At 70.5% G+C, this 26,574-nt stretch carries 25 protein-coding genes; 17 read left to right on the top strand and 8 right to left on the bottom strand.

Annotated elements, in window-relative coordinates:
* Positions 1–18: 18 nt before the first annotated feature.
* On the bottom strand, positions 19–663 hold the full coding sequence (pyrE, locus tag DFQ59_RS09895; protein WP_114279526.1) for an orotate phosphoribosyltransferase: 645 nt from the start codon (positions 661–663) through the stop codon (positions 19–21).
* 110 nt (positions 664–773) lie between these two features.
* Positions 774–1,493 carry a ribonuclease PH gene (gene rph / locus DFQ59_RS09890; protein ID WP_114279525.1) on the bottom strand — a complete coding sequence of 240 codons (720 nt, stop codon included), beginning with the start codon at positions 1,491–1,493 and terminating at the stop codon, positions 774–776.
* Positions 1,494–1,667: 174 nt separating this feature from the next.
* Here rph and DFQ59_RS09885 point away from each other — a divergent pair, with 174 nt between their 5' ends.
* The 7 genes from DFQ59_RS09885 to DFQ59_RS09855 all read left to right on the top strand — a co-directional run bounded on the left by DFQ59_RS09885 (position 1,668) and on the right by DFQ59_RS09855 (position 7,839).
* Positions 1,668–2,534, top strand: coding sequence for a YicC/YloC family endoribonuclease (locus DFQ59_RS09885; protein WP_114279524.1), 867 nt, complete (start codon positions 1,668–1,670; stop codon positions 2,532–2,534).
* 181 nt (positions 2,535–2,715) lie between these two features.
* Positions 2,716–3,333 carry a guanylate kinase gene (gmk, locus tag DFQ59_RS09880; protein WP_114279523.1) on the top strand — a complete coding sequence of 206 codons (618 nt, stop codon included), beginning with the start codon at positions 2,716–2,718 and terminating at the stop codon, positions 3,331–3,333.
* Positions 3,334–3,390: 57 nt separating this feature from the next.
* Positions 3,391–3,678, top strand: a complete 288-nt coding sequence (gene rpoZ, locus DFQ59_RS09875; protein WP_114279522.1) for a DNA-directed RNA polymerase subunit omega — start codon at positions 3,391–3,393, stop codon at positions 3,676–3,678.
* Between the two features lie 25 nt (positions 3,679–3,703).
* A complete protein-coding gene (gene spoT, locus DFQ59_RS09870) occupies positions 3,704–5,926 on the top strand; it encodes a bifunctional GTP diphosphokinase/guanosine-3',5'-bis pyrophosphate 3'-pyrophosphohydrolase (RefSeq protein WP_114279521.1) in 2,223 nt (740 codons plus the stop codon).
* A gap of 196 nt (positions 5,927–6,122) precedes the next feature.
* Positions 6,123–6,509, top strand: a complete 387-nt coding sequence (locus tag DFQ59_RS09865) for a RidA family protein (RefSeq protein WP_114279520.1) — start codon at positions 6,123–6,125, stop codon at positions 6,507–6,509.
* A 7-nt stretch (positions 6,510–6,516) separates the two neighbouring features.
* Positions 6,517–7,185, top strand: a complete 669-nt coding sequence (gene trmH / locus DFQ59_RS09860) for a tRNA (guanosine(18)-2'-O)-methyltransferase TrmH (RefSeq protein ID WP_114279519.1) — start codon at positions 6,517–6,519, stop codon at positions 7,183–7,185.
* 177 nt (positions 7,186–7,362) lie between these two features.
* On the top strand, positions 7,363–7,839 hold the full coding sequence (locus DFQ59_RS09855) for a hypothetical protein (RefSeq protein ID WP_114279518.1): 477 nt from the start codon (positions 7,363–7,365) through the stop codon (positions 7,837–7,839).
* Between the two features lie 56 nt (positions 7,840–7,895).
* On the opposite strand, the gene DFQ59_RS09850 is transcribed toward DFQ59_RS09855, so the two are convergent.
* From DFQ59_RS09850 to DFQ59_RS09835, 4 genes are all read right to left on the bottom strand, one after another.
* Positions 7,896–8,672, bottom strand: coding sequence for a competence/damage-inducible protein A (locus tag DFQ59_RS09850; RefSeq protein ID WP_114279517.1), 777 nt, complete (start codon positions 8,670–8,672; stop codon positions 7,896–7,898).
* Positions 8,673–8,686: 14 nt separating this feature from the next.
* Positions 8,687–9,916 carry a response regulator gene (locus DFQ59_RS09845; RefSeq protein ID WP_114279516.1) on the bottom strand — a complete coding sequence of 410 codons (1,230 nt, stop codon included), beginning with the start codon at positions 9,914–9,916 and terminating at the stop codon, positions 8,687–8,689.
* A gap of 47 nt (positions 9,917–9,963) precedes the next feature.
* On the bottom strand, positions 9,964–11,394 hold the full coding sequence (locus DFQ59_RS09840) for a DUF4139 domain-containing protein (RefSeq protein WP_114279515.1): 1,431 nt from the start codon (positions 11,392–11,394) through the stop codon (positions 9,964–9,966).
* A 163-nt stretch (positions 11,395–11,557) separates the two neighbouring features.
* Entirely contained in the window at positions 11,558–12,928 is a 1,371-nt protein-coding gene (locus tag DFQ59_RS09835) for an AmpG family muropeptide MFS transporter (protein ID WP_245937242.1), read from the bottom strand.
* Between DFQ59_RS09835 and recG the strand changes: the two genes are divergently transcribed.
* The 6 genes from recG to DFQ59_RS09805 all read left to right on the top strand — a co-directional run bounded on the left by recG (position 12,927) and on the right by DFQ59_RS09805 (position 19,183).
* Complete coding sequence (gene recG / locus DFQ59_RS09830; protein ID WP_114279513.1) at positions 12,927–15,026, top strand: ATP-dependent DNA helicase RecG; 2,100 nt, start codon at positions 12,927–12,929, stop codon at positions 15,024–15,026. The genes DFQ59_RS09835 and recG overlap by 2 nt on opposite strands.
* A gap of 123 nt (positions 15,027–15,149) precedes the next feature.
* Positions 15,150–15,935 carry an alpha/beta fold hydrolase gene (locus DFQ59_RS09825; RefSeq protein WP_170142119.1) on the top strand — a complete coding sequence of 262 codons (786 nt, stop codon included), beginning with the start codon at positions 15,150–15,152 and terminating at the stop codon, positions 15,933–15,935.
* A 33-nt stretch (positions 15,936–15,968) separates the two neighbouring features.
* On the top strand, positions 15,969–16,454 hold the full coding sequence (locus DFQ59_RS09820) for a flavin reductase family protein (RefSeq protein ID WP_114279511.1): 486 nt from the start codon (positions 15,969–15,971) through the stop codon (positions 16,452–16,454).
* A 230-nt stretch (positions 16,455–16,684) separates the two neighbouring features.
* Positions 16,685–17,707: a porin family protein gene (locus DFQ59_RS09815; RefSeq protein WP_147275218.1), complete on the top strand. Its 1,023-nt coding sequence runs from the start codon at positions 16,685–16,687 to the stop codon at positions 17,705–17,707.
* 25 nt (positions 17,708–17,732) lie between these two features.
* Entirely contained in the window at positions 17,733–18,797 is a 1,065-nt protein-coding gene (locus DFQ59_RS09810) for a hypothetical protein (protein ID WP_114279509.1), read from the top strand.
* A 47-nt stretch (positions 18,798–18,844) separates the two neighbouring features.
* Positions 18,845–19,183, top strand: a complete 339-nt coding sequence (locus tag DFQ59_RS09805; RefSeq protein WP_147275217.1) for a hypothetical protein — start codon at positions 18,845–18,847, stop codon at positions 19,181–19,183.
* An 82-nt stretch (positions 19,184–19,265) separates the two neighbouring features.
* Here the strand turns inward: DFQ59_RS09805 and DFQ59_RS09800 are convergent, their stop codons facing one another.
* Entirely contained in the window at positions 19,266–19,511 is a 246-nt protein-coding gene (locus DFQ59_RS09800; protein WP_114279507.1) for an SHOCT domain-containing protein, read from the bottom strand.
* Between the two features lie 179 nt (positions 19,512–19,690).
* Here DFQ59_RS09800 and DFQ59_RS09795 point away from each other — a divergent pair, with 179 nt between their 5' ends.
* From DFQ59_RS09795 to DFQ59_RS09785, 3 genes are all read left to right on the top strand, one after another.
* Complete coding sequence (locus DFQ59_RS09795; RefSeq protein WP_114279506.1) at positions 19,691–20,419, top strand: hypothetical protein; 729 nt, start codon at positions 19,691–19,693, stop codon at positions 20,417–20,419.
* A 15-nt stretch (positions 20,420–20,434) separates the two neighbouring features.
* A complete protein-coding gene (locus DFQ59_RS09790; RefSeq protein ID WP_147275216.1) occupies positions 20,435–20,977 on the top strand; it encodes a hypothetical protein in 543 nt (180 codons plus the stop codon).
* A 536-nt stretch (positions 20,978–21,513) separates the two neighbouring features.
* Complete coding sequence (locus DFQ59_RS09785) at positions 21,514–23,781, top strand: PAS domain S-box protein (RefSeq protein ID WP_170142118.1); 2,268 nt, start codon at positions 21,514–21,516, stop codon at positions 23,779–23,781.
* A gap of 76 nt (positions 23,782–23,857) precedes the next feature.
* Here the strand turns inward: DFQ59_RS09785 and DFQ59_RS09780 are convergent, their stop codons facing one another.
* Positions 23,858–24,763, bottom strand: a complete 906-nt coding sequence (locus tag DFQ59_RS09780; RefSeq protein ID WP_114279503.1) for a diguanylate cyclase — start codon at positions 24,761–24,763, stop codon at positions 23,858–23,860.
* A 259-nt stretch (positions 24,764–25,022) separates the two neighbouring features.
* Here DFQ59_RS09780 and DFQ59_RS09775 point away from each other — a divergent pair, with 259 nt between their 5' ends.
* Positions 25,023–26,480 carry an OmpP1/FadL family transporter gene (locus DFQ59_RS09775; RefSeq protein ID WP_114279502.1) on the top strand — a complete coding sequence of 486 codons (1,458 nt, stop codon included), beginning with the start codon at positions 25,023–25,025 and terminating at the stop codon, positions 26,478–26,480.
* Positions 26,481–26,574 lie beyond the last annotated feature (94 nt).

Genomic DNA, 26,574 nt, shown 5'->3' with positions numbered 1-26,574 from the left:
CCGCCGCCGCGGGGCGGCTCAGGCGGCACCGTACTCGGCGCGATAGGCGCTGACCCGCTCCACCAGCTCCCCGTTGCCGGGCTGCTCCTCGAGGAAGCGCACCAGGTGCTCGAGGCGGACGATGCTCACCACCGGGATGCCGTAGGTGCGCTCCACCTCCTGGATGGCCGACTCCGCGCCCTGGCCCCGCTCCTGGCGGTCCAGCGCGATGAGCACCCCGGCCGGACGGGCGCCGGCGGCCTCGAGGATGGCCATGGACTCACGCACCGCGGTGCCGGCGGTGATGACATCGTCCACGATCAGGACCCGCCCGGCGAGCGGCGCGCCCACCGTGCTGCCGCCCTCGCCGTGGTCCTTGGCCTCCTTGCGGTTGAAGGCCCAGGGCAGGTCGCGGCCGTGGTGATCGGCCAGCGCGATGGCGCAGGCCGCCGCCAGGGGGATGCCCTTGTAGGCGGGTCCGAAGAGCATGTCCACCGCCACCCCGCTGGCCTCCAGGGCCGCGGCGTAGAAGCGGCCGAGGCGGGCCAGGGCGCCGCCGCTGTTGAACAGGCCGGCATTGAAGAAATAGGGGCTCTTGCGGCCGGACTTGAGGGTGAACTCGCCGAAGCGCAGCACCTTCTGGTCGATGGCGAACTGCAGGAATTCTCTCTGGTAGGCTTCCATGGTTCCTGGGGGCGTGGCGCCCGGGTGGTGTTGGCGGGACGAGGCGCAATGATAACCGGCGCCCGCGGGACCGGACAAACCGGCGCCGCGGGCGGGCGGGCCGGGCCGGGTCAGTCCGCCGCCAGGGCCGCCTTCTGGTGCTCGATGAGATCCGCGATGCCGGAGCGGGCCAGATCCAGCATGGAATCCAGCTCCTCGCGCCGGAAGGCGTGGCCCTCGGCGGTACCCTGCACCTCGATGAAGGCGCCCTGGTCGTTCATCACCACGTTCATGTCGGTCTCGGCGTTGCAGTCCTCGGCGTAGTCGAGATCCAGCACCGGCACGCCCTGGTAGATGCCCACCGACACCGAGGCGAGGTAGCCGTGCAGCGGATCCCGGCGCAGGAGCTTGCGCCCGCGCAGCCAGGCCACCGCGTCGCGCAGCGCCACGTAGGCGCCGGTGATGGAGGCGGTGCGGGTGCCGCCGTCGGCCTGGATCACGTCGCAGTCCAGCGTGACGGTGCGCTCGCCCAGGGCCTCGGTGTCCACGCAGGCCCGCAGCGAGCGGCCGATGAGGCGCTGGATCTCCAGCGTCCGCCCGCCCTGGCGGCCGCGGGCCGCCTCGCGGCCGCCGCGGGAGGTGGTGGCCCGCGGCAGCATGCTGTACTCGGCGGTCACCCAGCCGCGGCCCGCGTTGCGCAGGAACGGCGGCACCCGCTCCTCCACGCTCGCGGTGCAGATCACCTTGGTGTCGCCGAACTCCACCAGCACCGAGCCCTCGGCATGCTTGGTGTAGTGGCGGGTGATGGTGATGGGGCGAAGCTCGTCCGGCGCGCGTCCACTGGGTCGCATGAATTCTTCCTTTCCTGTCGATGGGTTGACCGGGGATTATACCGGTTATGGGGGCAGGATGAGGTGGCGTCGGGACGGCCGGCCGGCGACAGGCGACGCGCAATTCCCTCCGCCTCTTGGGCGATGGCCGCCCGGGCGCTACCATAGACCCTCATTTCCTGGGGAGCTTCTCGCATGATCCATAGCATGACGGCCTTCGCGCGCTGTGAGCGCCAGGGGGAGTGGGGCACGGCCGCCTGGGAGCTGCGCTCCGTCAACCATCGCTACCTGGAGGCCGGGGTGCGCATGCCCGAGTCGGTGCGCGACCTGGAGGGGGTGGTGCGCGAGCGGCTGCGCACGGCGCTCAAGCGCGGCAAGGTGGAGGCGGGGCTGCGGCTGCAGACCGGCGAGGCGGCCGCGGCGGGCGTCAGCCTGGACGTGGAGCTCGCCCGCCAGGTGGTCCACGCCAGCCGCGAGGTGGACAGCCTGCTCTACAATCCGGCGCCGGTGAGCTCCATGGACGTACTGCGCTGGCCCGGGGTCATCCGCACCGAGCAGGCCGATCCGGAAACGCTCAAGGCGGCGCTGCTGGAACTGCTCGACGAGGCGATCGCCGAGCTGCTGGAGGCGCGGGCCCGGGAGGGTGCCCAGCTGCGCGGATTCATCGAGGAGCGACTCGCGGCGGTGGGTGCCGAGGTGGAGCGGGTCCGGACCCGGGTGCCGGAGGTGCTCGCCGCCCAGCGCGAGCGGCTGCTGGCCCGGCTCGAGGAGGTGCGCGCCGAGCTCGATCCCGCCCGGCTGGAGCAGGAGATGGTCCTGCTGGCCCAGAAGATCGACGTCACCGAGGAGATGGACCGGCTCGGCGCCCACGTCAAGGAGGTGGGCCGGGTGCTCAAGCAGGGCGGGGCGGTGGGCCGGCGCCTGGACTTCCTCATGCAGGAGCTGAACCGGGAGGCGAACACCCTCGGCTCCAAGAGCCAGGACGCCGAGACCACCCGCAGCTCCGTGGAGCTCAAGGTCCTCATCGAGCAGATGCGCGAGCAGGTGCAGAATATTGAGTGACGCGTGAATGCGTGAGTGCGTGAATGCGTGAGTGCGTGAATGCGTGAGTGCGTGAGTGCGTGAGTGCGTGAGTGCGTGAGTGCGTGAGTGCGTGAGTGCGTGAGTGCGTGAGGAGGCGGCCCGGCCCGTCGCCCATGACCCTGTGTGCGGCCGTCCCACAACCGGAGTTCGGATTGCTTCCATGACCCAGAATGGCACCCTCTACATCGTTTCCGCGCCCTCCGGCGCCGGCAAGACCAGCCTGGTGAAGGCGCTGGTCGGGCAGGATCCCGAGATCCTGGTCTCCGTCTCCCACACCACCCGCCGGAGCCGGCCGGGGGAGGAGGACGGGGTGCACTACCACTTCGTGGATGTGGCCGCCTTCGAGGCGATGCTCGCCCGCGGCGCGTTTCTCGAGCATGCGCAGGTGTTCGGCAACTACTACGGCACCAGCCGGGAGTGGGTGGAGGCGCGGCTGGCGGAGGGCCGCGACGTGCTGCTGGAGATCGACTGGCAGGGGGCGCGGCAGGTGCGCGAGGCCCTGCCGGCGGCGGTGAGCGTGTTCATCCTGCCGCCCTCCCGGGCGGCCCTGGAGGAGCGCCTGCGCGGTCGCGGCCAGGACGACGACGGGGTCATCGCCCGGCGCATGGAGGAGTCGGTCAGCGAGCTGTCCCACTACGGCGAGTACGACTACCTGGTGGTCAACGACGCCTTCCAGGCGGCGCTGGAGGATCTGCACGCCATCTTCCGCGCCCGGCGCCTGCGCCGTGAGCGGCAGGTCGGGGCGCTGGCGGATCAGCTCGCGGAGTTGCTGGCCTGACATTGCATTGAGTAAACTGTTCAATCCCCCGGAATTTACCCAGGAGTAGCAGAGTCCATGGCCCGCATCACCGTAGAAGATTGCCTGAATAATATTCCCAACCGCTTCCAGCTGGTGCTGGCGGCCACCAAGCGGGCCCGCCAGCTCACCAGCACCGCCGCGGACCCCACCGTGGACTGGGAGAACGACAAGGCCACCGTGGTCGCCCTGCGCGAGATCGCCGCGGGCAACGTGGGCTTCGAGATCTTCGAGGAGGTCACGGCCCGCGAGCACGCCATGGAGTCCATGGTGAACGAGGAAGAGGCGCGGGAAGAGACCCAGCCCGGTGGCGAGACCGGAGCCTGAGCGCCCAGCGGAGACCACGCGCGGTGTGAACAGCGTTTCCGACGATGTCTTCGGCCCCCCCACCGGGGGGCCCGTCTATCTCATCAGCGATCTCTGCGACCTGCTGGAGTCCTATCTCGATTCCGACAAGGTCGCCCTGGTCTACCAGGCCTATCTCTTCTCCGCCGAGGCCCACGAGGGCCAGTACCGGCAGACCGGCGAGCCCTACATCTACCACCCCATCTCCGTGGCCCGCATCCTCGCCGAGATGCGCATGGACCACGAGAGCATCCTCGCCGCCATCCTCCACGACGTGCTCGAGGACACCGGCACCCAGAAGGAGCGCCTGGCCGAGCAGTTCGGCGAGGAGGTGGCCGAGCTGGTGGACGGGGTCAGCAAGCTGACCCAGATCGAGTTCGAGAACCGGGCCGAGGCCCAGGCGGCGAACTTCCGCAAGATGATGCTGGCCATGACCCGGGACATCCGCGTGATCCTGGTCAAGCTGGCCGACCGCCTCCACAACATGCGCACCCTCGGCGCCCTGTCGCCGGCCAAGCGTCGCCGCATCGCCACCGAGACCCTCGAGATCTACGCCCCCGTGGCCAACCGCCTGGGGATGAACAGCATGCGCGTGGAGCTGGAGGAGCTCGGCTTCGCGGCGCTGCACCCCATGCGCTACCGGGTGCTCAAGGAGGCGGTGCGCCGCGCCCGCGGCAACCGCGGCGAGATCGTCAGCCGCATCGAGCGGGCGCTGAAGCGCCGGCTGCACCAGGAGAGCCTGGAGGGGCTGGTGATCGGGCGCGAGAAGCACCTCTACAGCCTCTACAAGAAGATGCAGACCAAGCACCTCTCGGTCTCCGAGGTGATGGACGTCTACGCCTTCCGCATCATCGTCGACCGGGTGGACACCTGCTACCGGGTGCTGGGCGCGGTGCACAACCTCTACAAGCCCGTGCCCGGGCGCTTCAAGGACTACATCGCCATTCCCAAGGCCAATGGCTACCAGTCCCTGCACACCGTGCTGTTCGGCCCCTACGGCGTACCCATCGAGATCCAGATCCGCACCGAGGAGATGGATCACATGGCCGAGAACGGCATCTCCGCCCACTGGCTCTACAAGTCCGACGACGAGGCCGGCAACCGCGCCCAGATCCGCGCCCGGGAGTGGCTGAAGAGCCTGCTGGAGATGCAGCAGAACGCCGGCAACTCGCTGGAGTTTCTCGAGAACGTGAAGATCGACCTGTTCCCGGACGAGGTCTACGTCTTCACCCCCAAGGGCCGCATCATGGAGTTGCCGCGCGGCGCCACGGCCGTGGACTTCGCCTACGCGGTGCACACCGACGTGGGCGCCACCTGCGTGGCCACCAAGATCGACCGGCGGCTGGCGCCGCTGAGCACGCCGCTGGCCAACGGGCAGACGGTGGAGGTCATCACCGCCCCGGGCGCCCGCCCCAATCCCGCCTGGCTCAACTTCGTGGTCACGGGCAAGGCCCGCGCCAACATCCGCCACTTCCTCAAGCACCAGCGCCAGTCGGAGTCGGTGACCCTGGGCCGGCGGCTGCTCGAGCGGGCCCTGTCGGCCTTCCTGCAGAGCCTGGACACGCTGCCCGCGGGGCGGGTGGAGGGGGTGCTGGCCGAGTTCAAGCTCGAGAACCTGGACCAGCTGCTGGCGGATATCGGGCTCGGCAACCGCATGGCCCTGTTCGTGGCCCGGCGCCTCGTGCCCGCGGGCGAAGGGGAGGGAGAGGCCGGGGAGCCCGCCGCGCCTTCACCCACCCGGCCGCTGGCCATCCGCGGCACGGAGGGGATGGTGGTGAACTTCGCCAGGTGCTGCCGGCCCATCCCCGGCGATCCGGTCATCGGCTTCGTCAGCGCCGGGCGCGGCATCACCATCCACGTGGAGACGTGCAAGAACGTGGCCGAGTATCGCGACCACCCCGAGAAGTGGCTCGAGGTGCAGTGGGAGGATCCGGTGCAGGGGGAATTCGCCGCCGAGATCCGGGTGGACGTGGCCAACCAGCGCGGCACGCTGGCGACACTGGCCGCCGCCATCGCCGCGGAGGGCTCCAACATCGACAACGTCTCCATGGAGGAGCGCGACGGGCGCTACAGCACCATCACCTTCGTCCTCTCGGTCAGCAGCCGCCGCCACCTGGCCCGCATCATGCGCCGCCTGCGCGCCAACCGCTCGGTGGCCCGCATCCAGCGCACCGGTACCTTCCGCGACAGCCGGCGCAAGGACAAGGAGAACCGCAAGGGCCGCGACTGAAGCCGTTCCCATTTGCCACAGAGGACACGGAGATCACGGAGCATCGCACTGGTGGGAGACAGCTCCGCCCGTTTACCCCGGGCGGAGCTGCCCGGGTGGGTGATCAGCCGGCTTGTTTCCCTGAGCGAACCGGTGTTCTCCGTGACCTCTGTGGCAGAGCGTACATCCCCGTTACCCGAGACGACAGGAGACTTTCATGGCCCGTGAAGTGATCAGCACGCCCGAGGCGCCCCAGGCCATCGGCACCTACTCCCAGGCGGTCAGGGTGGGCGACACCGTCTACCTCTCCGGCCAGATTCCCCTCGACCCGCGGACCATGGCGCTGGTGGACGGGGGGATGGAGGCGCAGATCACGCGCGTGTTCGACAACCTCCAGGCGGTGGCCCGGGCCGCCGGCGGCAGCCTGGCCGACGTGGTGAAGCTCAACATCTTCCTCACCGATCTCGCCCACTTCGCCCTGGTCAACGAGGTGATGGCGCGCTACTTCCAGGAACCCTACCCGGCCCGCGCGGCCATCGGCGTGGCGTCCCTGCCCAAGGGCGCGGCGGTGGAGATGGACGCGGTGCTGGTGACGGGCGCCTGAGCCGGCCGTGACGCCGGAGCGCTACCGGCGGCTGCGGGCCGTTCTCGATCGGCGCCAGCCGGACCTGCTGGTGGTGCTCGACGAGGTCCACAAGCCCCACAACATCGCCGCCATCCTGCGCAGCTGCGACGCGGTGGGCGTGGCGGAGGTGCACGCGGTGAAGGCGCGCGGCTATGTCCACCGCAAGGCCACCAGCGCCGCCGGTGCGCGGCGCTGGGTGCCGGTGGTGGAGCATCCCGGCGTGGCGGCGGCCATCGACCGGGTCAGGGCAGCGGGCTGCCGGGTGGTGGCCGCCCACCCCGGGCCGGCGTCGGTGGATTTCCGCACGCTGGACTACACCGGCCCCACCGCCCTGCTCATGGGCGCGGAACTGCCTGGCGTGAGCCCCGCGGCCCTGGCCCTGGCCGACAGCCTGGTCACCATCCCGATGCTGGGCATGGTCACCTCCCTCAATGTCTCGGTGGCCACCGCCCTGCTGCTCTACGAGGCGCAGCGCCAGCGCGAGGCCGCGGGGCTCTATGCCGCCGTCCGGCTCGATCCGGAGCGCTACGGGCGGACCCTGTTCGAGTGGGGCTACCCGGACGTGGCCGCCCACTGCCGCGCGCATGGCATCGACTACCCGCCCCTGGACGCGGAGGGCATCCCGCGCTGGCAGGCCTGGCCCCACAAGCCCTGAGGGGTGTTTTGCGCCCGGTGGAGGAAACCCGCCCGGGGTGAGAACTCCGTCGCTGTCGCCACCGCGGGGTGTGCTGCACCATTGTGGGCGTGGATGCGGCACCGGGCCCGGGCTGCACTACACTAACATTGGGGTGCGGGCACCGGGGTCCGCCACGGCCGTCGCAAGGGGTTGTCCATGCTCGACTTTCTGAACCTGAAGGAGCTGCAGAACTCCGTCTACATCTACCTTCCCGAGCAGAAGCGGCTCGGCACCTTCACCGTCTCCCTGGAGGAGAAGCGGCTGCGGGTCTGGATCGCCCAGGAATTCACCGGGCTCGACCACAACATCGAGGGCATCGGACCCATCATCGGCTACCTCAAGCCGCCCGGGCGCTGGCACCACCTGACCTTCATCCATGACGGCGAGGAGGCCAGCATGTACCGCGCCTACGAGCGGCTGCTGGAGGGCGAGCTCATCCCGGTGGTGAAGCTGGAGGAACTGGCCGGCGCCACCCGCGAGGACCCCGCCATCCCCGTGCGCGCCCTGCGCCTGCGTCCCGACACGCCGGAGTACGATGCCTACCGCATCAAGGAGACCATCGCCCGGCGGGTGCCCATCGACTTCACCCTGCGCCACGACATCGAGGGCCTGCGGATCGAGCCGGTCGAGTGATCCCGCCGGTGAGCCGGCGCGGGCTCGTCCCCTCCCGGCGACCCGGGACGGACGGTTCAGCCCGTCGCGTCGTGGCGGCGATCCGGGGGGAGGGTGTCGTGGCAGGTCACGCCGACGGCTGACAGCCCGGCGCGCAGCTGCGCCATCGCCGCGCCGACCGCCGCCGCCTCGCCGCGCAGCCCCAGCTCGATGTGCCGCCGCCCATCCGGGGCGATATGGGGCAGGCTGTAGAGCCGGGTGTCCGGGTGGGCCGCGATGACGGACTCCATCACCGGCAGCAGGGCGCTCTCGCTGGTGTCGAGTACCCACAGGGCCTGCTCCACCGCGGGGGTGTCCCGGTGCAGGTGGGGGTAGCGGGTGTCCAGCACCCACTCCAGCATGGGCCAGGCCATCTGCGGGAAACCGGGCAGGAAGTGGTGATCGCCGAGACTGAAGCCCGGCACCCGGTTGACCGGGTTGGGGATGAGCCGCGCGTTCTCCGGCAGCTCGGCCATCAGGATCCGGTGCGGGTAGGCCTCCGCGCCGAACTGCGCCTCCAGCTCCGCCACCGCCTCCGGGTGGCGCACCAGGGCCACCCCCTCGGCGCGGGCGGCGCACTGGCGGGTCCGGTCGTCCGGGGTGGCGCCGATGCCGCCGCAGCTGAAGACGATGTCGCCGCTCGCCATGGTCTCCATCAGGGTGCGGGTGAGGAGTTCGCCGTCGTCGCCCACGTAGCGGCACCAGGCGAGCTCGAGGCCGCGCTTGTCCAGCAGCTCGATGGTCCGCGCCAGGTGCTTGTCCCGGCGCTTGCCGGAGAGGATTTCGTCGCCGATGACGATGAGGCCGATACCCATCTTCCGCTCCCGGCTCAGGCGATCCAGCTGACGACGAGCAGAGCCAGCGCCACCAGGGCCGCGCCCAGGGCCACACCCGCCTGCCGGCGGGCGCCGGCCACGGCGGCCTGCAGCGTTTCCATGTCCGCCGCTGCCGCCGGGGTTTCCCCGGCCGGCTCCTGCGCCTGATCAGCCAGTTGCGACTCCACCCGGGTGGCGATGGCCTGGGCCAGGCGCGGGTCCGCCAGCAGCTCGTCCAGATCCGGCGGCTCCTGGACGGCGGTGTCGGCCGGCCGCAGGCGCGGGTCGGCCAGCACCGCCTCCACCACCTCGCCGCGCAGGGACTGGAGGCGGGTGCTCACCTCGTCGGCCACCGCCGCGCCCAGGCGCGGGTCCGCCAGCAGGGCCTCCATGTCCGGGGGCTGCCGGACGGGGGGGTCGGCCGGCCGCAGGCGCGGGTCGGCCAGCACCGCCTCCACCACCTCGCCGTGCAGGGACTGGAGCCGGGTATCCACCGCCTCGGTCACCATTGCGCCCAGGCGGGGATCGGCCAACACCTCTTGCGCGAGACCGGCGCCCGCCTGCTCCAGGGCGGTGCCGACCTGGCTGGCGATGCGGCCCTCCAGATCCAGCCCGGCCAGCAGGTCGGCGCCGTCGGGAACGGCCCGGTGCTGGAGGCCGTCGATCGACTCCCGCATCCGCTTCTCCACCTCCGCCGCGGCCCGGGCGGCGAGGGTGCGGGTGCTCTCCTCGATGGCCGCCGCACGGACGGCGAGGGCCTGTTCGAGGCGCTCGTCCAGGGTGGCGCCGAGGCGTTCCACCGTCGCCCGCACCGTGGCCTCGAGGTCCGCCGCCGGCGCCGCGGGAGCCGGTTCCGCCGCGGCGGGCGCGGGGGCCGCCGGTGCGGTGGAGAGCAGCGCCAGCACCTCGTCCAGGTCCTGGTCGCTGGCCGGCTTGGTGATGAAGCCGCGGGCGCCGCTGCGCTCGGCCTCGGCGCGGTCCTCGGGGGTGTCCTGGGAGGTGCACATCACCACCGGCACCCTGGCGGTGGCGGGGTTGCCGGTAATGGCGCGGGTGGCCTCGTGGCCGCTCATCTGCGGCATCATGTAGTCCATGAACACCACCTCGGGCGTGTGGGTCTCCAGGTAGGCCAGCGCCTCCTCGCCCGACTCCACCCCGTCCACCTCGAACCCGCGCCTCTCCAGCATGCGGCTGAGGCTCACCCGGGCCAGCCGCGAGTCATCCACCACCAGCGCCTTGCGCATCGTCGTTCTCCCGTTGCTCTCTGGTTGCCGGAGTTGCGGTCGCCGATTCAGCGGCTGCGCACCCGGTAGGTCAGCACCGCCTCGCCGCGGGCCGGCACCGGCAGCGACCACTCCGCCGTGTGGGCCGCGGTCCTGGTGTGCGGGTGGGACTCCTCCACCAGCGTCCAGTCGCCCGGCACCGGTTCGCGCACCTTCACCGTCACCGCCTCCTCCTTGGCGTTGCGCAGGGTGAGGCGGAACGCGGTTTCGAACACCTGTTCCTCCTTGCTGCGCCCGGGCAGGCGCCGGTAGTCGGTCTGCACCCGCTCGGCGGTGATGTCGAAGGCCTGGCCGAGGCGCAGCCGCACGGTCTCGTCGCGGGGCGTGTGGTCGATGCGGTCCTCGCCCACGAACTGGGGCTGGCCGCGGCTGTCCTGCTTGTAGATGCGGATGACGCCGCGCGGCAGGGGCAGGCCGAGCCCCGCCGCCTCGCGGTTGTCGAACTCGAGGTAGACCGCCGGTTTCAGCTTGTCGCCGATCTGGCCGTAGCCGCCGCGGTAGTAATAGGGCTGGCCCTCGAGGAGGTACTCCTTGCGCGCCGGGATCCGTTCCGCGCCCAGCAGGGCCACCTGCTTGGTCTGGTTGTCGGCCAGGGTGGTGGGGCGATCGAGGCTGTAGAGGTGGTACTCGAACAGCGCCTCCTCGGCCATCTCCGGGGCCGGGGCGGCAGCCATGGCCAACGTCCGCCGCAGCTGCGGGCCGCGCTCCGGCGCCACCCGGTTCACGTCGCCCGCCACCAGCTGGAGGCGGGCGTCGCGGTAGCCGGTGCCGCTGGTGTTGGTGAGGGTGACCCAGCCGTTCAGGTCCAGGGCGTCATCGGTGGTGTTGAGTTCGGCCACGTAGTCGGCCTGCCAGCCGAGTCCGCCGGTGAGGTAGGCGAGCTCCAGGCGCCGCGCTCCGGCGGCGCCGGACTCCAGGTCCAGCACCAGGGTGGGGCGCTCGCGCAGGTTCCCGGGCACGCCCGGGAAGACCAGCCGGCCGGGCACGCCGGTCTCGATGCGATCCCCGAGCCGCAGCACCACCCCGCCCGCCACGCTCAGCACCTCCGCCGGCTCCCGGGTCTCCGCCCCGGTGGTGGGGTGGGTGCGCACCACCTCCACCTGCCGCCCCACGTATTTCTCCAGCAGCTTTTCCGGTGTCAGCAGGTCGAAGTCGAAGTTCTGCTCCACTACCCGGAAACCCTCGGGGTGGTCCAGGTCGCGCAGCAGCGCCGTCTCCGGCTGCAGCCGCGCGCTCACCTCGCCCCAGGCCAGCCGGCCGGCGCCGGCGGGCAGCGTCACCTCGCGGCGGTCGCGCACCAGGGCCAGGTCGTTGTTGTAGATGGTCACCGCCACTTCGCGCTGATCGTCCAGCGTGCTGGCGAGTTCCGCCGACGCCGCGGCGCCGGCGGCGGCCATCAGCAGAAGCCCGCCCAGGGCGGTGAGGGGATTTCGGCGCATCCTTGTCTCCTCGGCTCGCAGGGTGCCGGTCAGGTTCCCGGAATTGCATGACAGCAGGAAGGCGGAGCCCTGGCAAGTCCCAGTGGGCCTGGCGGCCCCGAGTTGTGTACTGCTTCACCCTCCCGGCCCGCCCGGCGGCCCCGGGGGGCGAGTCGGCACGCGGTCACGGTGCGGCCGCCCGCGGCCGCGGCGCGCGACCCATCAGCCAGGCGAGCAGCAGCAGTCCGGGCAGCGCCGCGGCGGTGCTGAGCAGGAAGAACAGCACCCAGTCCAGGCGCTCGGCGAGCCAGCCGCCCGAGGATGCCAGCACCGTGCGGCCGAAGGCCATGAAGGAGGAGAGCAGGGCGTACTGGGTGGCGGTGTAGGCGGGGTTGCACAGTCCCGAGAGATAGGCCACGAAGGCCGCCGTGCCCATGCCGCCGCTCAGGTTCTCCAGTCCGATGGTGAGGGTGAGCAGGCCCAGGTGGTAGCCGGCCTGCGCCTGCACCACGAACATCAGGTTCGAGGCCATCTGCAGGAAGCCGCATACCAGCAGGCTCTTCATCACCCCCATCCGGCTCACCACCACGCCGCCCAGGAAGCCGCCGGCGATGGTGGCGCCGAGGCCGAAGATCTTGCTGACGCTGGCGATCTCCGACTTGCTGAACCCCATCTCGATGTAGAAGGGGTTGGACATCACCCCCGCCACCGCGTCGCCGAACTTGTAGAGCAGGATGAAGAGCAGGATCAGCAACCACTCAGGTCGGCGCATGAAATCGGCGAAGGGATCCACCACCATCTCCCGCAGCCAGTGGCGGCGCCCGGGCGTGCCGGCGGGCGCCGGTTCCGGCTCCGGGGCGCGGGGCTCGGGGCTCAGCAGCAGGGTGGCGATGCCCACGGCCACCAGCGCCGCCATGGCGGTGTAGGCAGCCTGCCAGCCGAACCAGTCGGCGAGATAGAGCGCGCCGGCCCCCGAGACGAGCATGCCCATCCGGTAGCCGAGCACGATGGTGGCCGCCCCGGCGCCGTAGCTGCGCTCCTCGAGGATGTCCACCCGGTAGGCGTCCACCACGATGTCCTGGCTGGCGGAGCAGAACGCCACCCCCATGGCCAGGGCGGCGGTGAGCCAGGGGTCCGCCGCCGGGTCGCTGGCGCCCAGCCCCAGCACCGCGCCCATCAGCGCCAGCTGGGTGGCGATGCCCCAGCCGCGGCGCCGCCCCAGGCGGCCGAACAGCGGCAGCGGCAGGCGGTCCATGAGCGGCGCCCAGAGGAACTTGAGGGTATAGGGCAGCCCCACCAGGGCGAACAGGCCGATGGCGGTCTTGTCCACGCCGCTCTCGGTGAGCCACACCGACAGGGTCTGGAAGCTCAGCGCCAGGGGCAGGCCGCTGGAGAAGCCCAGCAGCAGGATCGCCAGCATGCGCCGGTCACGGTAGACCGCGGCGGCCTCGAACCAGCGGCTGAAGGAGGAGGGGCCCATGGGGCAGGGATGGTAGCACGCCAGGTCAAACGCCGGTTTCTGCGCGGCGCCCGGCTGGCATACACTTTCTTCCATGGATGCCAGCCCGGAGCGGCCCCCCGACCTCGCCAGCCAGCCCCTGACCCGCCTCAAGGGGGTGGGGGAGGCGTTCGCCCGCCGTCTGGAGCGGCTTGGGCTGGTCACGGTGCAGGATCTGCTCTTCCACCTGCCGCTGCGCTACGAGGACCGCACCCGGGTGCGCCCGCTGGGCAGCCTGCGCCACGGCGACACCGCGGTGGTGGAGGGGGAGGTCGAGGTGGCCGACGTGGTCTTCGGCCGCCGCCGCAGCCTGCTGGTGCGCATCAATGACGGCACCGGCTTCCTCACCCTGCGGTTCTTCTATTTCACCGGCGCCCAGAAGACGGCGCTCACCCGCGGCGCGCGCCTGCGCTGCTACGGCGAGGTGCGCCAGGGCCCCCACGCCCTGGAGATGGTCCATCCCGAGTACCGCAAGGTGGCGGCCGATGCGCCGATTCCGGTGGAGGACCGCCTGACCCCCGTCTACCCGGTCACCGAGGGGGTGACCCAGGCGCGCCTGCGCGGCCTGGTGGACCAGGTGCTGCCGCGGCTGGAGCAGGAGGCCGTGGCGGAGCTGCTGCCCCTGGAACTGCTGCGCCGCTACCGGCTGCCGCCCCTGGCCGCGGCGCTGGCCTACGTGCACCGGCCGCCGCCCGACGCGCCCCTGGAGGAGCTGGCCGCGGGCCGCCATCCCGCCCAGCAGCGGCTCGCCTTCGAGGAGCTGCTGGCCCACCAGGTGAGCCTGCGCCAGCTGCGCGCGGTGGTGCGCGCCCGCCGGGCCCCGGTGCTGGGCGGCGACGGCGCCCTGCGCCGGCGCTTCCTGGAGGGCCTGCCCTTCACCCTCACCGGGGCCCAGGCCCGGGTCAACGGGGAGATCGCCGCCGACCTGGGGCAGCCCCACCCCATGCTGCGGCTGGTGCAGGGGGACGTGGGCTCGGGCAAGACGGTGGTGGCCGCCGCCGCCGTGCTCGCCGCGGTGGAGGGTGGGCGGCAGGCGGCGGTGATGGCCCCCACCGAGCTTCTGGCGGAGCAGCACTTCCGCAACTTCAGCGCCTGGCTGGAGCCCCTCGGCGTCGCCTGCGCCTGGCTCTCCGGGCGGCTCAAGGGCAAGGCGCGGGAGGCGGTGATCGCCGCCATGGCCGACGGCACGGCCCGGGTGGTGGTGGGCACCCACGCCCTGTTCCAGGCCGAGGTGCGCTTCGCCGACCTCGGGCTGGTGGTGGTGGACGAGCAGCACCGCTTCGGCGTCCACCAGCGCCTGGCCCTGCACGAGAAGGGCAAGCGCGGGCGCCTCAGTCCCCACCAGCTCATCATGACCGCCACGCCCATTCCCCGCACCCTGGCCCAGACCGCCTACGCCGATCTCGATGTCTCGGTAATCGACGAGCTGCCCCCGGGGCGCACCCCGGTGACCACCGTGGTGGTGCCCGACACCCGCCGCGAGGAGGTGATGGAGCGGGTGCGGGCGGTGTGCCGGGAGGGGCGCCAGGCCTACTGGGTCTGCACCCTGATCGAGGAGTCCGAGGCGCTCCAGTGCCAGGCCGCCGAGGAGACCCACCGCCAGCTCGTGGAGTCCTTCCCCGACCTGCGGGTGGGGCTGGTGCACGGGCGCATGAAGCCGGCGGAGAAGGAGGCGGCCATGGCCGCCTTCCAGGCGGGCGGGACCCAGCTGCTGGTGGCCACCACCGTCATCGAGGTGGGGGTGGACGTGCCCAACGCCACGCTGATGATCATCGAAAACGCCGAGCGACTGGGGCTGGCCCAGCTGCACCAGCTGCGCGGCCGGGTGGGGCGCGGCGCGGCGGCCAGCCACTGCGTGCTCATGTACCACGCCCCGCTGACCGGGACCGCCCGGGAGCGGCTGCAGGTGCTGCGCGACTCCGGCGACGGCTTCCTCATCGCGCGCAAGGATCTCGAAATCCGCGGCCCCGGCGAGCTGCTCGGGACCCGCCAGACGGGCATGCTCAACTTCCGCATCGCCGACGTGCTGCGCGACCGTCCGCTGCTCGACCGGGTGGCGCGGGCCGCCGGGGATCTGCTCGCGCGCCACCCCGACCGGGCCGCGCCCCTGGTGCGCCGCTGGCTCGGCGACGGCACCCGCTACGGCGGCGTGTGAGCCCTTGCCTTTCCGGTCCCGGCCCGGCATAACCTATGCCACCAGGGGCCCGTGCATCCGGGCCGATACCATTACAAGAGCAACAGCGCGCTCCGACGCGAGACCCCGATGGAGGAAACCCCCATGCACCATAAAAGTGTCCTGATGCCCCTGCTCGGCCTGCTGGCCCTGCTCGCAGCACCCTGCGCAATGGCCAGCGACCTGGCCAAGGAGCAGCGCTGGGCCGACCAGATCGTCGACGCCCTCATCGACGGCGAGGCGATCCGGCTGGAGGCGGGCGCCACCCCCTTCCTCGGCATCCTCACCGAGGCCGACGGCGCCTCCCGCGCCGCCATCGTGCTGCACGGCATCGGCGCCCACCCCGACTGGCCCCAGGTGGTGCAGCCGCTGCGCGCCCGGCTCCCCGAGCACGGCTGGACCACCCTCTCCCTGCAACTGCCCATCCTCGGCAACGAGGCCGCCGGCGAGGACTACCTGCCGCTGATGGACGAGGTGGCCCCGCGCCTGGACGCCGGCATCGCCTACCTGAAGGAGCGGGGCTACGGGACGGTCGTGGTGGTGGCCCACAGCATGGGCGCGGCCATGGCCAGCGACTACCTGGCCGGCGGCGATCGCGGCGTGGCCGCCTTCGTGGGCATTGGCATGGGCGCCGGCGCGACCCGCCCCGGGCGCACCGACAACGCCCGCTCGCTGGCGCGGATCACCCTGCCGGTGCTCGACCTCTACGGCAGCGCCGACCTTGAGGACGTGGTGGGCAGCGCGGGCCTGCGCGCCGCCGCCGCGGCGCAGGCGGGCAACGATGCCTACACCCGGCAGCAGGTGGACGGCGCCAACCACTTCTTCGACGGCCGGGACGACGCCCTGCTGGCGGCGGTGAGCGGCTGGCTGGAGGCGAACGCCGGTCCGTGACGAGTCGGGACCGGCGCGAACCCGGGTCCGTCCATGGATCCCGACCGCATCCAGTCGCTCTTCGAGCGCATCGATCCGCCGCTGTGGCTGGTCACCGCGCAGGCCGGCGGGCGCCGCGGCGGCCTCGTCGCCAGCTTCGTGGTCCGGGCCTCCATCATCCCCGGGCTGCCCCGGGTCGTGATCGCGCTGGCCCGTCACCACCACACCGCCGGCCTGGTGCAGGCATCCGGCGCCTTCGCCCTGCACCTCCTCGCCCCGGACCAGTTCGACCGCGCCTGGCGCTTCGGCACCCGCACCGGCCGCGACATCGACAAGCTCGCCGGGCTCACCCATGGCCTGTCCCCCGTCACCGGCTCCCCCCTGCTGGAGAACACTCCCGGCTGGCTCGACTGCCGGGTGGAGGCGCGGTTCGACTCCGGTGACCGGGACCTCTGCCTGGCGGAGGTGGTGGATGGCGGGCTGGAGAGCGGCGCGGAGCTGCTGACCGCCGACAGCGGTAACTGGTTGTTTGGGCAATAAATCGCGGCGGATAAATACCTTGCCAGGGGATTGATTGTCGACTAGAAGAACAATAGCAGGCTGTTTGTGTGGTCATCATGTCCACGGACAGGTAAACAGACGCTGACAAGGTCACCAGCGCGTGAGAGGCCGTCGCCTGCAGCCAGGATGTTGGCGAAGAATCCTTGACGGGCTCTGGCCTGGACGGCACCGGTCACCGGTACGGCTCAGGCTCGATGGAGGGGGGTACCATGCGACATCACGCCTTGTCGGCCGTCTGCTGCATCGGCCTGTTCTGCCCTGCCGCCGCCCTGGCGGATTTCGAGAGTCCCTCGGCGGGCCCCGAGCCGGAGGCCGGGTTGCCGGAGATGCGTCCCTGGGACGCATCCATCCGGCTGTTCGTCGGCCACAACGACAACGTGCCGCTGGCGCCCGATGCCACCTTCTTCTCGGGTGAGCGCGAGAGCGCCTTTGGCGGGATCTCCCTCGATGCCACCTACCGCCTGGTGCAGTCCGCCGACTGGACCGCGGGTGTCGCGCTGACGCTGGACCGGCTCGCCTACAGCGAGACCGGAACGCCGAACCCGGCCTACGATCCGCCGGAGCAGTACGACCTGATCGCCCTGAACCCCAGCCTGTTCGCCCTGCGCCATTTCCGGCTGGCCAACGGCATGCCCGCCCAGGTCGGCATCTCCTACGGCTTCCGCCGCGAATGGCTGCCGGTGCACGCCGGTGGTCTCAAGAGCCATGACCTCAAGCTCAAGGCCGCGGTGAACCCGCGCCCGGATCTGACCATCGGTGCCAGCTACACCTATGGCCGGGACGACTTCGAGGTGGAGTTTCCCGACCCGACCCTGGATGACCGCGACGCCACCCGCCACGCCTTCGGGCTGTCGGCGACCTACTACTGGGACGATCGGCTGCGGTCGGTGAGCGTCTCCTATACCCGCGCGGTCAACAATGCCGACGGCAGCAACTTCGAGTACGACGCCAACATCTTCACCGGCCGCTTCGAGAGCCACCTGTACGGACCGCTGTGGCTGGGGCTCGAGGTGAGCCGGGACAACCGGGACTACGACGGCTTCGTCGGCTTCATCGCGCCACCCGGGCGCACCGACCAGGACATCACCCGCTACGGCGCCGAGCTGCTGTGGCAGATCGACCGCAGCTGGACGGCCGACGCCTACTACACCAAGAGCCGCTACGACGCCAGCCAGCCGGAGTTCAAGGCCGACCGCGCCGAGTTCGGAATCGGCATCACCTACCGGTTCTGAACCCGGCTTCCCGGAGGGGGAGATCATGTTCGGGCAGATCAGCAGGCAGGTGGCGCGGATTGCCGGGGGCGTGCTGGTCCTCGGCCTGGCCGCGGCCCTGGCCGGCTGCGCGACCCTGGACGAGGGCGCGGCGGCGCAGGCCCTCACGCCCTACCAGGCGGGGCAGAACATCGCCGTCGCCCGGGAGGCGGCCGAGCGCGCGGAAAATGCAGGGCGGCTGGTGGAGAGTCGGGGCGACTGCCCGGCGGCCGCGGAGGAGAACCTGGCCGGCCGGGTGAGCGAGCAGCGGGGATACGCGCAGGAGCATGCGCGGCAGGCCGAGGAGGCCTACGCGTCGCTGCAGTACGCCCTCAATGCGCTGGGCGAGATGGAAGCCGTTGCGGAACGGCTGCGGGAGGCCACCAACCGGCTGCTGTCCGCCCGGGCCGAGCTCACGGAGCTGATGAACAAGGCCTGGGATGAGCAGGGCAACCTGGCGCGGTTCACCCGCTACATCGACGCGGCCAAGGAGGTGGCCGACGAGGTGGGGCAGAGCGTCGAGGACATCGCCGACATCATGGGCGAGCTGCGTGCGGCCTATCCCGCCTTCTCCCGCTACGACGACACCTATTCCGCGGCGGAGATGGGCGACATCGTCGCGGCGTGGCAGGCGGAGGCGCGGCGGGTCCCGGTGCAGGTGGCCGACGGCCGCCGGGCCATGGAGGAGGCCAAGAGCGCCGTCTTCGATCGGGAGATGCGGGGCATTCCCATCAACTTCACCGGTTACAGTGATGCCATGGACCGGGCCCGTGCGGCCGTGTTCGGCCTGGGCCGCGAATCCGGCGGTTTCCTGACCGGAATGAACTTCACCGGCCTGACCCGGGAAGGCGATCCCTCGGCCGGCTGGCTGCGGTCGATGATTGAGACGGCCCGGGCCGGGATCTCGGAGAGTGCCTCGAGCCTGGCCTCCCACACCCGCAGCGCCCAGGACGCCGCCTACGAGGCGCAGCAGCTGGCCCTGTCCGCCCTGCGGGCCTGTGGCGAGGCGGTGCCCGAATTCCCCCGGCGGCCCGGTTGGGGCGACACCTTCTGGGACATCTCGTCGCCCTGACGGCGGGGGTGGAGGCGGCAGTGAAACTTGTGCAGACGGAGGAGCGGATGATGCGGACTCAAGGCCGATTCGATGCGACACGCCCGGCGGAACCCGGCCCGGCCATGCTGCGGCTGCCGGCCGTTCTTTTCCCGGCCCTGGTGGCGGCGGTCGTGGCCATGGGCGGCTGCGCCGCCATGGAGAAGGACGAGGGGGAAAGCGCGCCCATGACCCGCGCCGACACCCCGGCAATGCCGACCGCCGAGGAGCGGCAGGACGATGCGCGGACCCCGCTGCCCCCGCCCCGCATCGGTGCGGCCACCATCGAGTCCGCCGATCGGGGCATTCCCCGGTTCCCGCGCCGGCCGGACTGGAACAGCACCTTCTGGGATATCTCCTCGCCCTGAGCCATGAGCGGGGCGGGGTACGGCCGGGGGCCACGTTCCCGGCGCTGAGAGGGGCATGTCAGCGGCCACGGCCCGGCGCCCGCTACACCCCGCGCTCAAGGTCCTCGCGTTTCTGCCGGTACTCCTCCCGATCGATCTCGCCCCGGGCGTAACGCTCCTCGAGGATCTCCAGCGCGGTGCGGCCGGCGGCCGGCGGGCCGCCGCGATTGCCCGTGACGAGCCATTTCACCAGCACGACGATGCCCGCGAACAGCAGGATCCAGACCAGGATCATGAGCGGACCGCCGAAACCCCAGCCGAACCCGCCCATGCCGTTGTAACCGCCCATCCGCATGCCTCCCTGTACCGGTCCGTCCGGTCCATATCCCCTGTGACAACCCGGTGGCCCGGTTCGTTCACCCGCGGCGATCGCGCCCGGTGCTCCTTGCGCAGGCCGGGGCGAGGGTCTAGCTTGGGATCAGGGGCAGGCCGCAGGCGCCCGCCGCAGCTGCCGGCAGGAATCCTTCCATGCGCAACCTCAGACTGATTTCAGCGATCCTGGTGCTGGCCGCCGTTCTGGCCCTGGGCGCCTGTGCCGTGGTGGAGCCGGAGCGGAGCCATCGCTACCGCAACTGGGACGGGATGTACCTCGACTACGACCCCAGGCTGGATCTCTACTGGGTGGTGGGGTATCCCGGTCTCTACTGGTGGGACGACTACTACTACCGGGAGCATCGCGGCCTGTGGGAGCGCAGCAAGCGCCATGTGGGCCCCTGGCATCGTCCGGACCGGCTGCCGCCCTGGCTGCAGCGGCGGCATGACGACGAGCGTCACCGGCTGGAGCGGGAGCGTTATCCCGATTGGTGGCGGGATCGCAACCGCGACTACGACCGGGATCGGGACCGCGACTACGACCGGGACCGGGACCGCGACTACGACCGGGACCGGGACTATGACCGGGAGCGGGACTATGACCGGGAGCGGGATGGGAGCGGGGATCGGGAGTCGGGCCGCACCCGGGACGGCGACCGTGCCGGTGATCGTGACCGCCGGCCCGGGGAGCGTGCGCGGGATCCGCACCCTGCTCCGGATGCCGATCGCGATCGTGCCCGGGAACCGGAGCGCCGGCAGGACCGGGTTCGCGATGAGGAGGACGAGACCGATCGCGATTTTGAAGGCTACCGCGACCGTATCGAGCGGAGCGAGCACGCGCCGCCCTCCGGCGACGATGAGTGGCGTTATCCCGCTCGGCAGTGAACAGGGAGGTGGATGATGAAACCGCGTCTGTTTCCGGCTTTGTTGGCCTGGCTGCTGCTGGCGACGGGATGCAGCACGGTCGCGACCCTGCAGCCCCTCGGCGAGGATCCCGTTGCATTGCCCGAAGAGGCGTGGGCGGGAACCTGGATTCACAAGGATGGCGCGGTGACCATCCGGGTGGTGAATCCGGCGCAGGGGCTGCTCGAGGTGGGCTGGGTGGAGGAGTCCGGGGGGCGTCTCGCGATGGAGTCCTACACCGTGCAGCTGCGGCGCTCCGCCGGCTGGACGTTCGGCAACCTGGAGGCGGAGGGCGAGCCTGGGCGCTACCTCTGGGCCCGGGTGGAGAAGGAGGGCAACCAGGTCATCGTCTGGCGCCCCGATCCCGGGAAGTTCAAACGGCTGGTGGAGGAGGGCCGCCTTCCGGGCAGTGTGACCGAGGATGACGACGTGGTGCTGCAGCCGCTCAGCGCGGAGCAGATGGAACTGCTGACCTCGGAGCGCGAAGGCGTTCTGCTGGAGTGGGACGACCCGGTGGTCTTCACCCGCCTGGTCCCGTAGGGAGGGTTGGTCCCGCGCGGTCCGCCCCGCGGTCCTTGCCTGGCGCGCATCCAGCGCCCAGGCTTTGCCCAACCACAGGAACGACATGGATAGGTCATGGCAACCTGCCGACCCAGGGAGCGGGACACGCATCCGCGGCGGGCTATTCCACGGCCCCGCCGGCATCAGACCCCTTCCACAGTCCGTTTCCACCGCCGCCGCGGGCATCCCCGTGCGCGCGCCGTCACGGCCCGTGCCAGTTATGGCCGGCTCCAATCAGATCGCGGCACTCCGGGCCGCGGACGGGAAGTCGCCGGACCCGGCCGAATCCCCGTCGCGCCATGGCGAGGCGGTGGAGCTATGGTGGGGAACAGGCGCGGCATTTCCGGCGGTTCCCGTGTGTGGGAGCCGTGCCCCGGTGTTCGGAGCGGCCATGCCCGGCGCGGGTGCCGTAAACACAACCGGGATGCCTCCCAGCCGGTGAAGGGCTATCCTTCATGGGGTTTCCGCCCGGCCGCCCCGGTTCGTACCCGGCGCCGCACACACAATGGATGGGCATGGACAGCACGCAGCATTTCCGGCAGATCATAGACGCGGTCGATTCACCGGTGTTCGTCATCCAGGTCGGGGACAGCGGCCGCTTCACCTACCTGGATGTGAATGAAGCCGTGGCCCATGCCACCGGACTTCGGCGCGAGGATTTTCTCGGGCGGGCGCCGGAGGAGCTGCCTGCGCACTCGGGGTTGCAGGCTGCCGCCTTCCGCGCCAACTACGAGCGCTGCCTCGAGGCCGGCGAAACCGTGCGCTACCGGGAACGCCTGGTGGTGAACGGGGAGGAGGGGTGGTGGCTGACCCGACTCACGCCCGTGCGGGACGAGACGGGACGCATTACCCGGATCATCGGCTCCAGCATCAACGCCACCGACCGGCAGCGCATCGAGGACCGGTTCCGGCTGATTACCGAGACCATCGACGACGTGTTCTGGATCGGCACGCCGGGACTCGGGCAGGTGCTCTACGTGAATCCGGCCTACGAGCAGGTGTTCGGGCGCAGCTGTGATGGCCTGTACGCCAGCCCGCACTCGTTTCTGGAGGCCATTCATCCCGATGATCGCGAAGCGATCCGGAAGCGGGTGTCCGCTTTTCCTCCGTTGCAGTGGGAAAGCGAGTATCGCATCGTGCGGCCGGACGGCGCCGTGCGCTGGGTTCGCGACCGTGGCTTCCCGGTGCCCGAGCGCGAGGGCGGCAGCGGACTCATCGCCGGTCTCACCACCGATATCACACTGCAGAAGCAGGCCGAGCGGGCGCTGGAGGAGAGCGAGGAGAAGTTCCGCCGCATCAGCCAGTCGGCGCTGGATGCCATCCTGATGATCGACGACCGGGGCAGGCTGACCTACTGGAATCCCGCCGCCCAGCGGATCTTCGGCTACGCGGAGCACGAGGTGCTGGGAAGGAACCTGCACCGGATGCTGGCGCCGGAGCGCTATCATGAGACCCACAGGGAAGCCTTCGCCGCCTTCACCGCCCATGGCACCGGTGCGGCCATCGGGAAGACCCTGGAGCTGGAGGCGCTGCGCAAGGACGGAACCGAGTTTCCCATGGAGCTTTCCGTCTCCTCGCTGCAGGTGGACGGGCGCTGGCACGCCGTCGGGGTGTTGCGTGACATCACCGGACGCAGGCGGGCGGAGGAGACGCTGCGACGCACCAACCGGGCGCTGCGCACCCTGAGCGCCTGCAACGAGGCGCTGGTGCGGGCCCGGGACGAGGACGGGCTCCGCCGGGAGATCTGCCGGACCCTGGTGGAGACCGGCGGCTACCGACTGGCCTGGATCGGCGAGGCGGAAACGGGTGGCGAGCAACGGATTGTGCCCGTGGCGTCGGCGGGGACGGACGGGGATCGCAGCTACCTGGACGGGATTGCCATTCACTGGGGCGAGGGCCTGCTCGGGGCCGGACCCTCGGGCACGGCCATCCGCAGCGGCCGGACCCAGGTGGTGCGCGATACGGCGACCGACCCCTGTTTCGCCCCCTGGCGCGGGATGGCGCTGGCGCACGGCTTCCATGCCTCCCTGGTGGTCCCCCTGCTGGATCAGGGTCGTGCCTACGGGGTGCTGAATGTCTACGCCGCGGACGCGGAGGCTTTCGATGCCCAGGAAATCGGGCTGATGGAGGAACTGGCCGGAGACATCACCTTCGGCCTGCGCTCGCTGCGCATCGCCCGGGAGCGGGACGCCGCCAATGCCGCCCTGCAGAAGGTGCTGCTGCAGACCATCGAGGCGGTGGCCCTCACGGTGGAGAAGCGCGACCCCTACACCGCCGGCCATCAGCAGCGGGTGGCGGCGCTTGCCGTCGCCATCGCGGAGGAAATGGGGCTGGACGGGCAGCGTATCGAGGGCATCCGCATCGGCGGCCTGATTCACGACATCGGCAAGATCACCGTGCCGGCCGAATACCTGGCCCGGCCCGGGGCACTATCGGAGGCCGAATTCCTGGTAATCCGGGCGCATCCGGAGGTCGGCTACGAAATCATGAAGGGGGTGGAGTCGCCCTGGCCCCTGTCGCTGATGATCCTGCAGCATCATGAGCGACTCGACGGCAGCGGCTATCCGCAGGGCCTGGAGGGCGACGGGATCCTGCTCGAGGCCCGCATCCTCGCCGTGGCAGACGTGGTGGAGGCCATGGCCAGCCACCGCCCCTATCGTCCCGCCCTGGGGCTGGAGCCGGCGTTGAAAGAGATCCAGGCCGGCCGGGGCATCCGCTTCGACACCCGGGTGGTCGATGCCTGCATCCGGTTGTTCCGGGAGCGGGATTACCGCCTCGATTGAGTTTTCCGCACCGGCATGGTTTCCGGTGGGGCGCGACGGGATCGCCTCACGCCGGAACGATCCCGCCACTGGTTCATCACACCGCGCCGTCCGCCAGCTCGGCGGTCCACAGCCGGGCCTGGTTGCGGCCCAGGAGCTTGGCCTGGTACAGCGCCTGGTCGGCGCGATGGACGGCCTCCTCGATGGAGCTGCCGGCCGTCACCTCGAACAGGCCGAAGGACGCGGTGACCTGCAGCCTTTCATCCCCATCGATGACGATTTCGTGCCGCTCGATGCCGTTGCGCAGGCGCTCGATCATGGTCAGGGCCTCGGCTGCGCCCGTGTGGGACAGGCTCAGCAGGAACTCCTCGCCGCCATAGCGGTACAGGCGATCATAGGGCCGGATGTTGTCGAGCAGGAAGCGGGCGACACCGGCCAGGACCCGGTCCCCGACGACGTGGCCATGGGCGTCGTTGAGGGTCTTGAAATGGTCGAGGTCCATCATCGAGATGGTGAGTTGCTGACTTCCGCGCTTGACCAGCTCCAGCTGTTCGCGCAGGTAGGTGAGCATGCCGACACGGGTGTTGGCGCCGGTGAGGCTGTCGCGGTTGTAGTAGGTTGTCTCGAGCTCGCGCTTCAGCGTCTGGACTTCCAGCCGCAGGCGCTGCAGGGAGTTGGAGAAGTGGTCATAGTCATCGGGTTGGGCGCTGCCCGACTCCTGGGCGGCCACCAGCACCCGGGCTGCGAGCTGGTGCATGCGCTGATGCTCCTTTTCGATGGACTCGAAGGCCGGGTGGTCGCGCAACGCCGGGTGTGAGTGCTGATAGAGCCACTGCCCGAACAGGCATTCGCGGTAGGCATTCTCGTGGAGATCCCGCTGGTCGAAGGGCAGTCGGCAGAGCATCTGGCGGTTGAGGGAGCTGAACCACTCCTCGTGATTCCTGATGGCCATGTCCAGTTGCTGGATGATGGCGCGGAATTCATCCTGGCTGATCCGGAACATTCTGGTTTCTCGTTCTTATATTGCTGACAGTCCACTTTAACTCTAGTACATCCCGGCGGAGGCCCGGGCCCGGGTCGGGCGCCCCGGGCTGACAGGGTCCGGGGGCGTCCGGAGGCGGCGAATATACTCCTGCAGAACTTGCTGCTAGACTCCGCGGTTCTTTTTGCCCGCTACCGGACCGTCGGCGGCATGGCATCAAAACCATAAACATATCAAATACATATATAAACAGAAAGAATTGTAACCGAGGGGATTCGTGATGCAGGAGAAACGTCTTTTTCCGGTGGCGGCCACGCTCGCCGCCGTCCTCGCGGCGCCGACCCAGGCGCTGGCCACCAACGGCATGAACATGGAGGCCTACGGCGCCCGCGCCGGCGGCATGGGCGGCGCCGCATACGCCTACGATGCCGGCAACTCGGCGGTGATGAACAACCCCGCCACCCTCTCGCTCCCGGGCGGCGATCTGGATCGATTGGGCCTCGGCCTCACCGTGCTCGGCCCCGACGTCGCATCCCGCTACGATGCGGCGGGGGCGCGTTCCGAGTCGGACGGCACCGCCTACTACATGCCCTCCGTCTCCTACATGCGCAAGCGGGGCGGCATCACCTACGGCGCCGCGGTACTGGCCCAGGGCGGCATGGGGACGGAGTACGGCCGCGCGGACGATCCCGCGGACCTCTTCTACGGCGGCCTGTCCATGATGAACAATCCGACCCAGCTGAGCGGCCAGGAGATTCGCAGCGAGGTGGGCGTTGGCCGGCTGATGCTCCCGGTAGCCGTGGAGGTGGGCGAGCGGCTGGGGCTCGCCGCCCAGCTCGACCTGGTCTGGGCGGGCATGGATCTGCAGATGGACCTCTCCGGCGCCCAGTTCGCCGACCTGGTCAATCCCATGAGCCACCAGCTCGGCGAGGCGAGCGGCACCATGGTGGACGGCTTCAACGCCATGATCGGCGGCGGCATGATCCAGGACGTGCACTGGGCGCGGTTCGACTTCTCCAACCACAGCCACTTCACCGGCGAGGCGGTGGGCATCGGTTACGGCGCCAAGCTGGGGCTGGTCTACCGGGTGAACGACAGCCTGACCGTGGGCGCCAGCTACCACAGCAAGACCCGCATCAGCGATCTGGAGGCGGGTGACGCCACGCTCAGCTTCCGCGCCGATTTCGACACCGGGGGCGGCACCGCGACCCAGACCATCCCGGTGAGCGGCGAGGTGACGGTGAAGGACTTCCAGTGGCCGGAAACCTACGGCCTCGGCGCCGCCTGGCGGGTGAACGGGCGCCTGATGCTGGCGGCCGACGTGACCCGTATCAACTGGTCCGGCGCCATGAGCGATTTCCGCATGGTCTTCACCGCGGACGACACCCCCGCCAACGGGGATTTCGCCGGCACCCGCCTCGACAGCACCCTCTACCAGGACTGGGACGACCAGTACGTGTTCGCTTTCGGCGGCCAGTACCGGGTCACGCCGGCGCTGACGGTGCGGCTGGGCATGAACGTGGCCACCAACCCGATTCCCGGCGCCTACCTGAATCCCCTCTTCCCGGCCATCGTGGAGCGTCACTACACGGCGGGGTTCGGCTATGCGTTCAATGACCACAGCCAACTCGGCATGGCCGTGGCCTATGCGCCCGAGGTCACCCAGACCAACGACGCCGGCGTGGCCAGTGATCATGGGCAGCTCACCTGGCGGGTCAACTACGTGCACCGGTTCTGAGGCCGGGTTCGCCATTGCGATAAGTCATGGGCTGCCCGGCGCATCTTCCGTATACAGGCGGGATGCGCCGGCCCACCCGCGGATCACGACCGCC

Origin of the sequence: Thioalbus denitrificans (assembly GCF_003337735.1) — a bacterium.
GTDB lineage: Bacteria > Pseudomonadota > Gammaproteobacteria > DSM-26407 > DSM-26407 > Thioalbus > Thioalbus denitrificans.
This window is presented reverse-complemented; position numbering and strand designations above follow the sequence as displayed.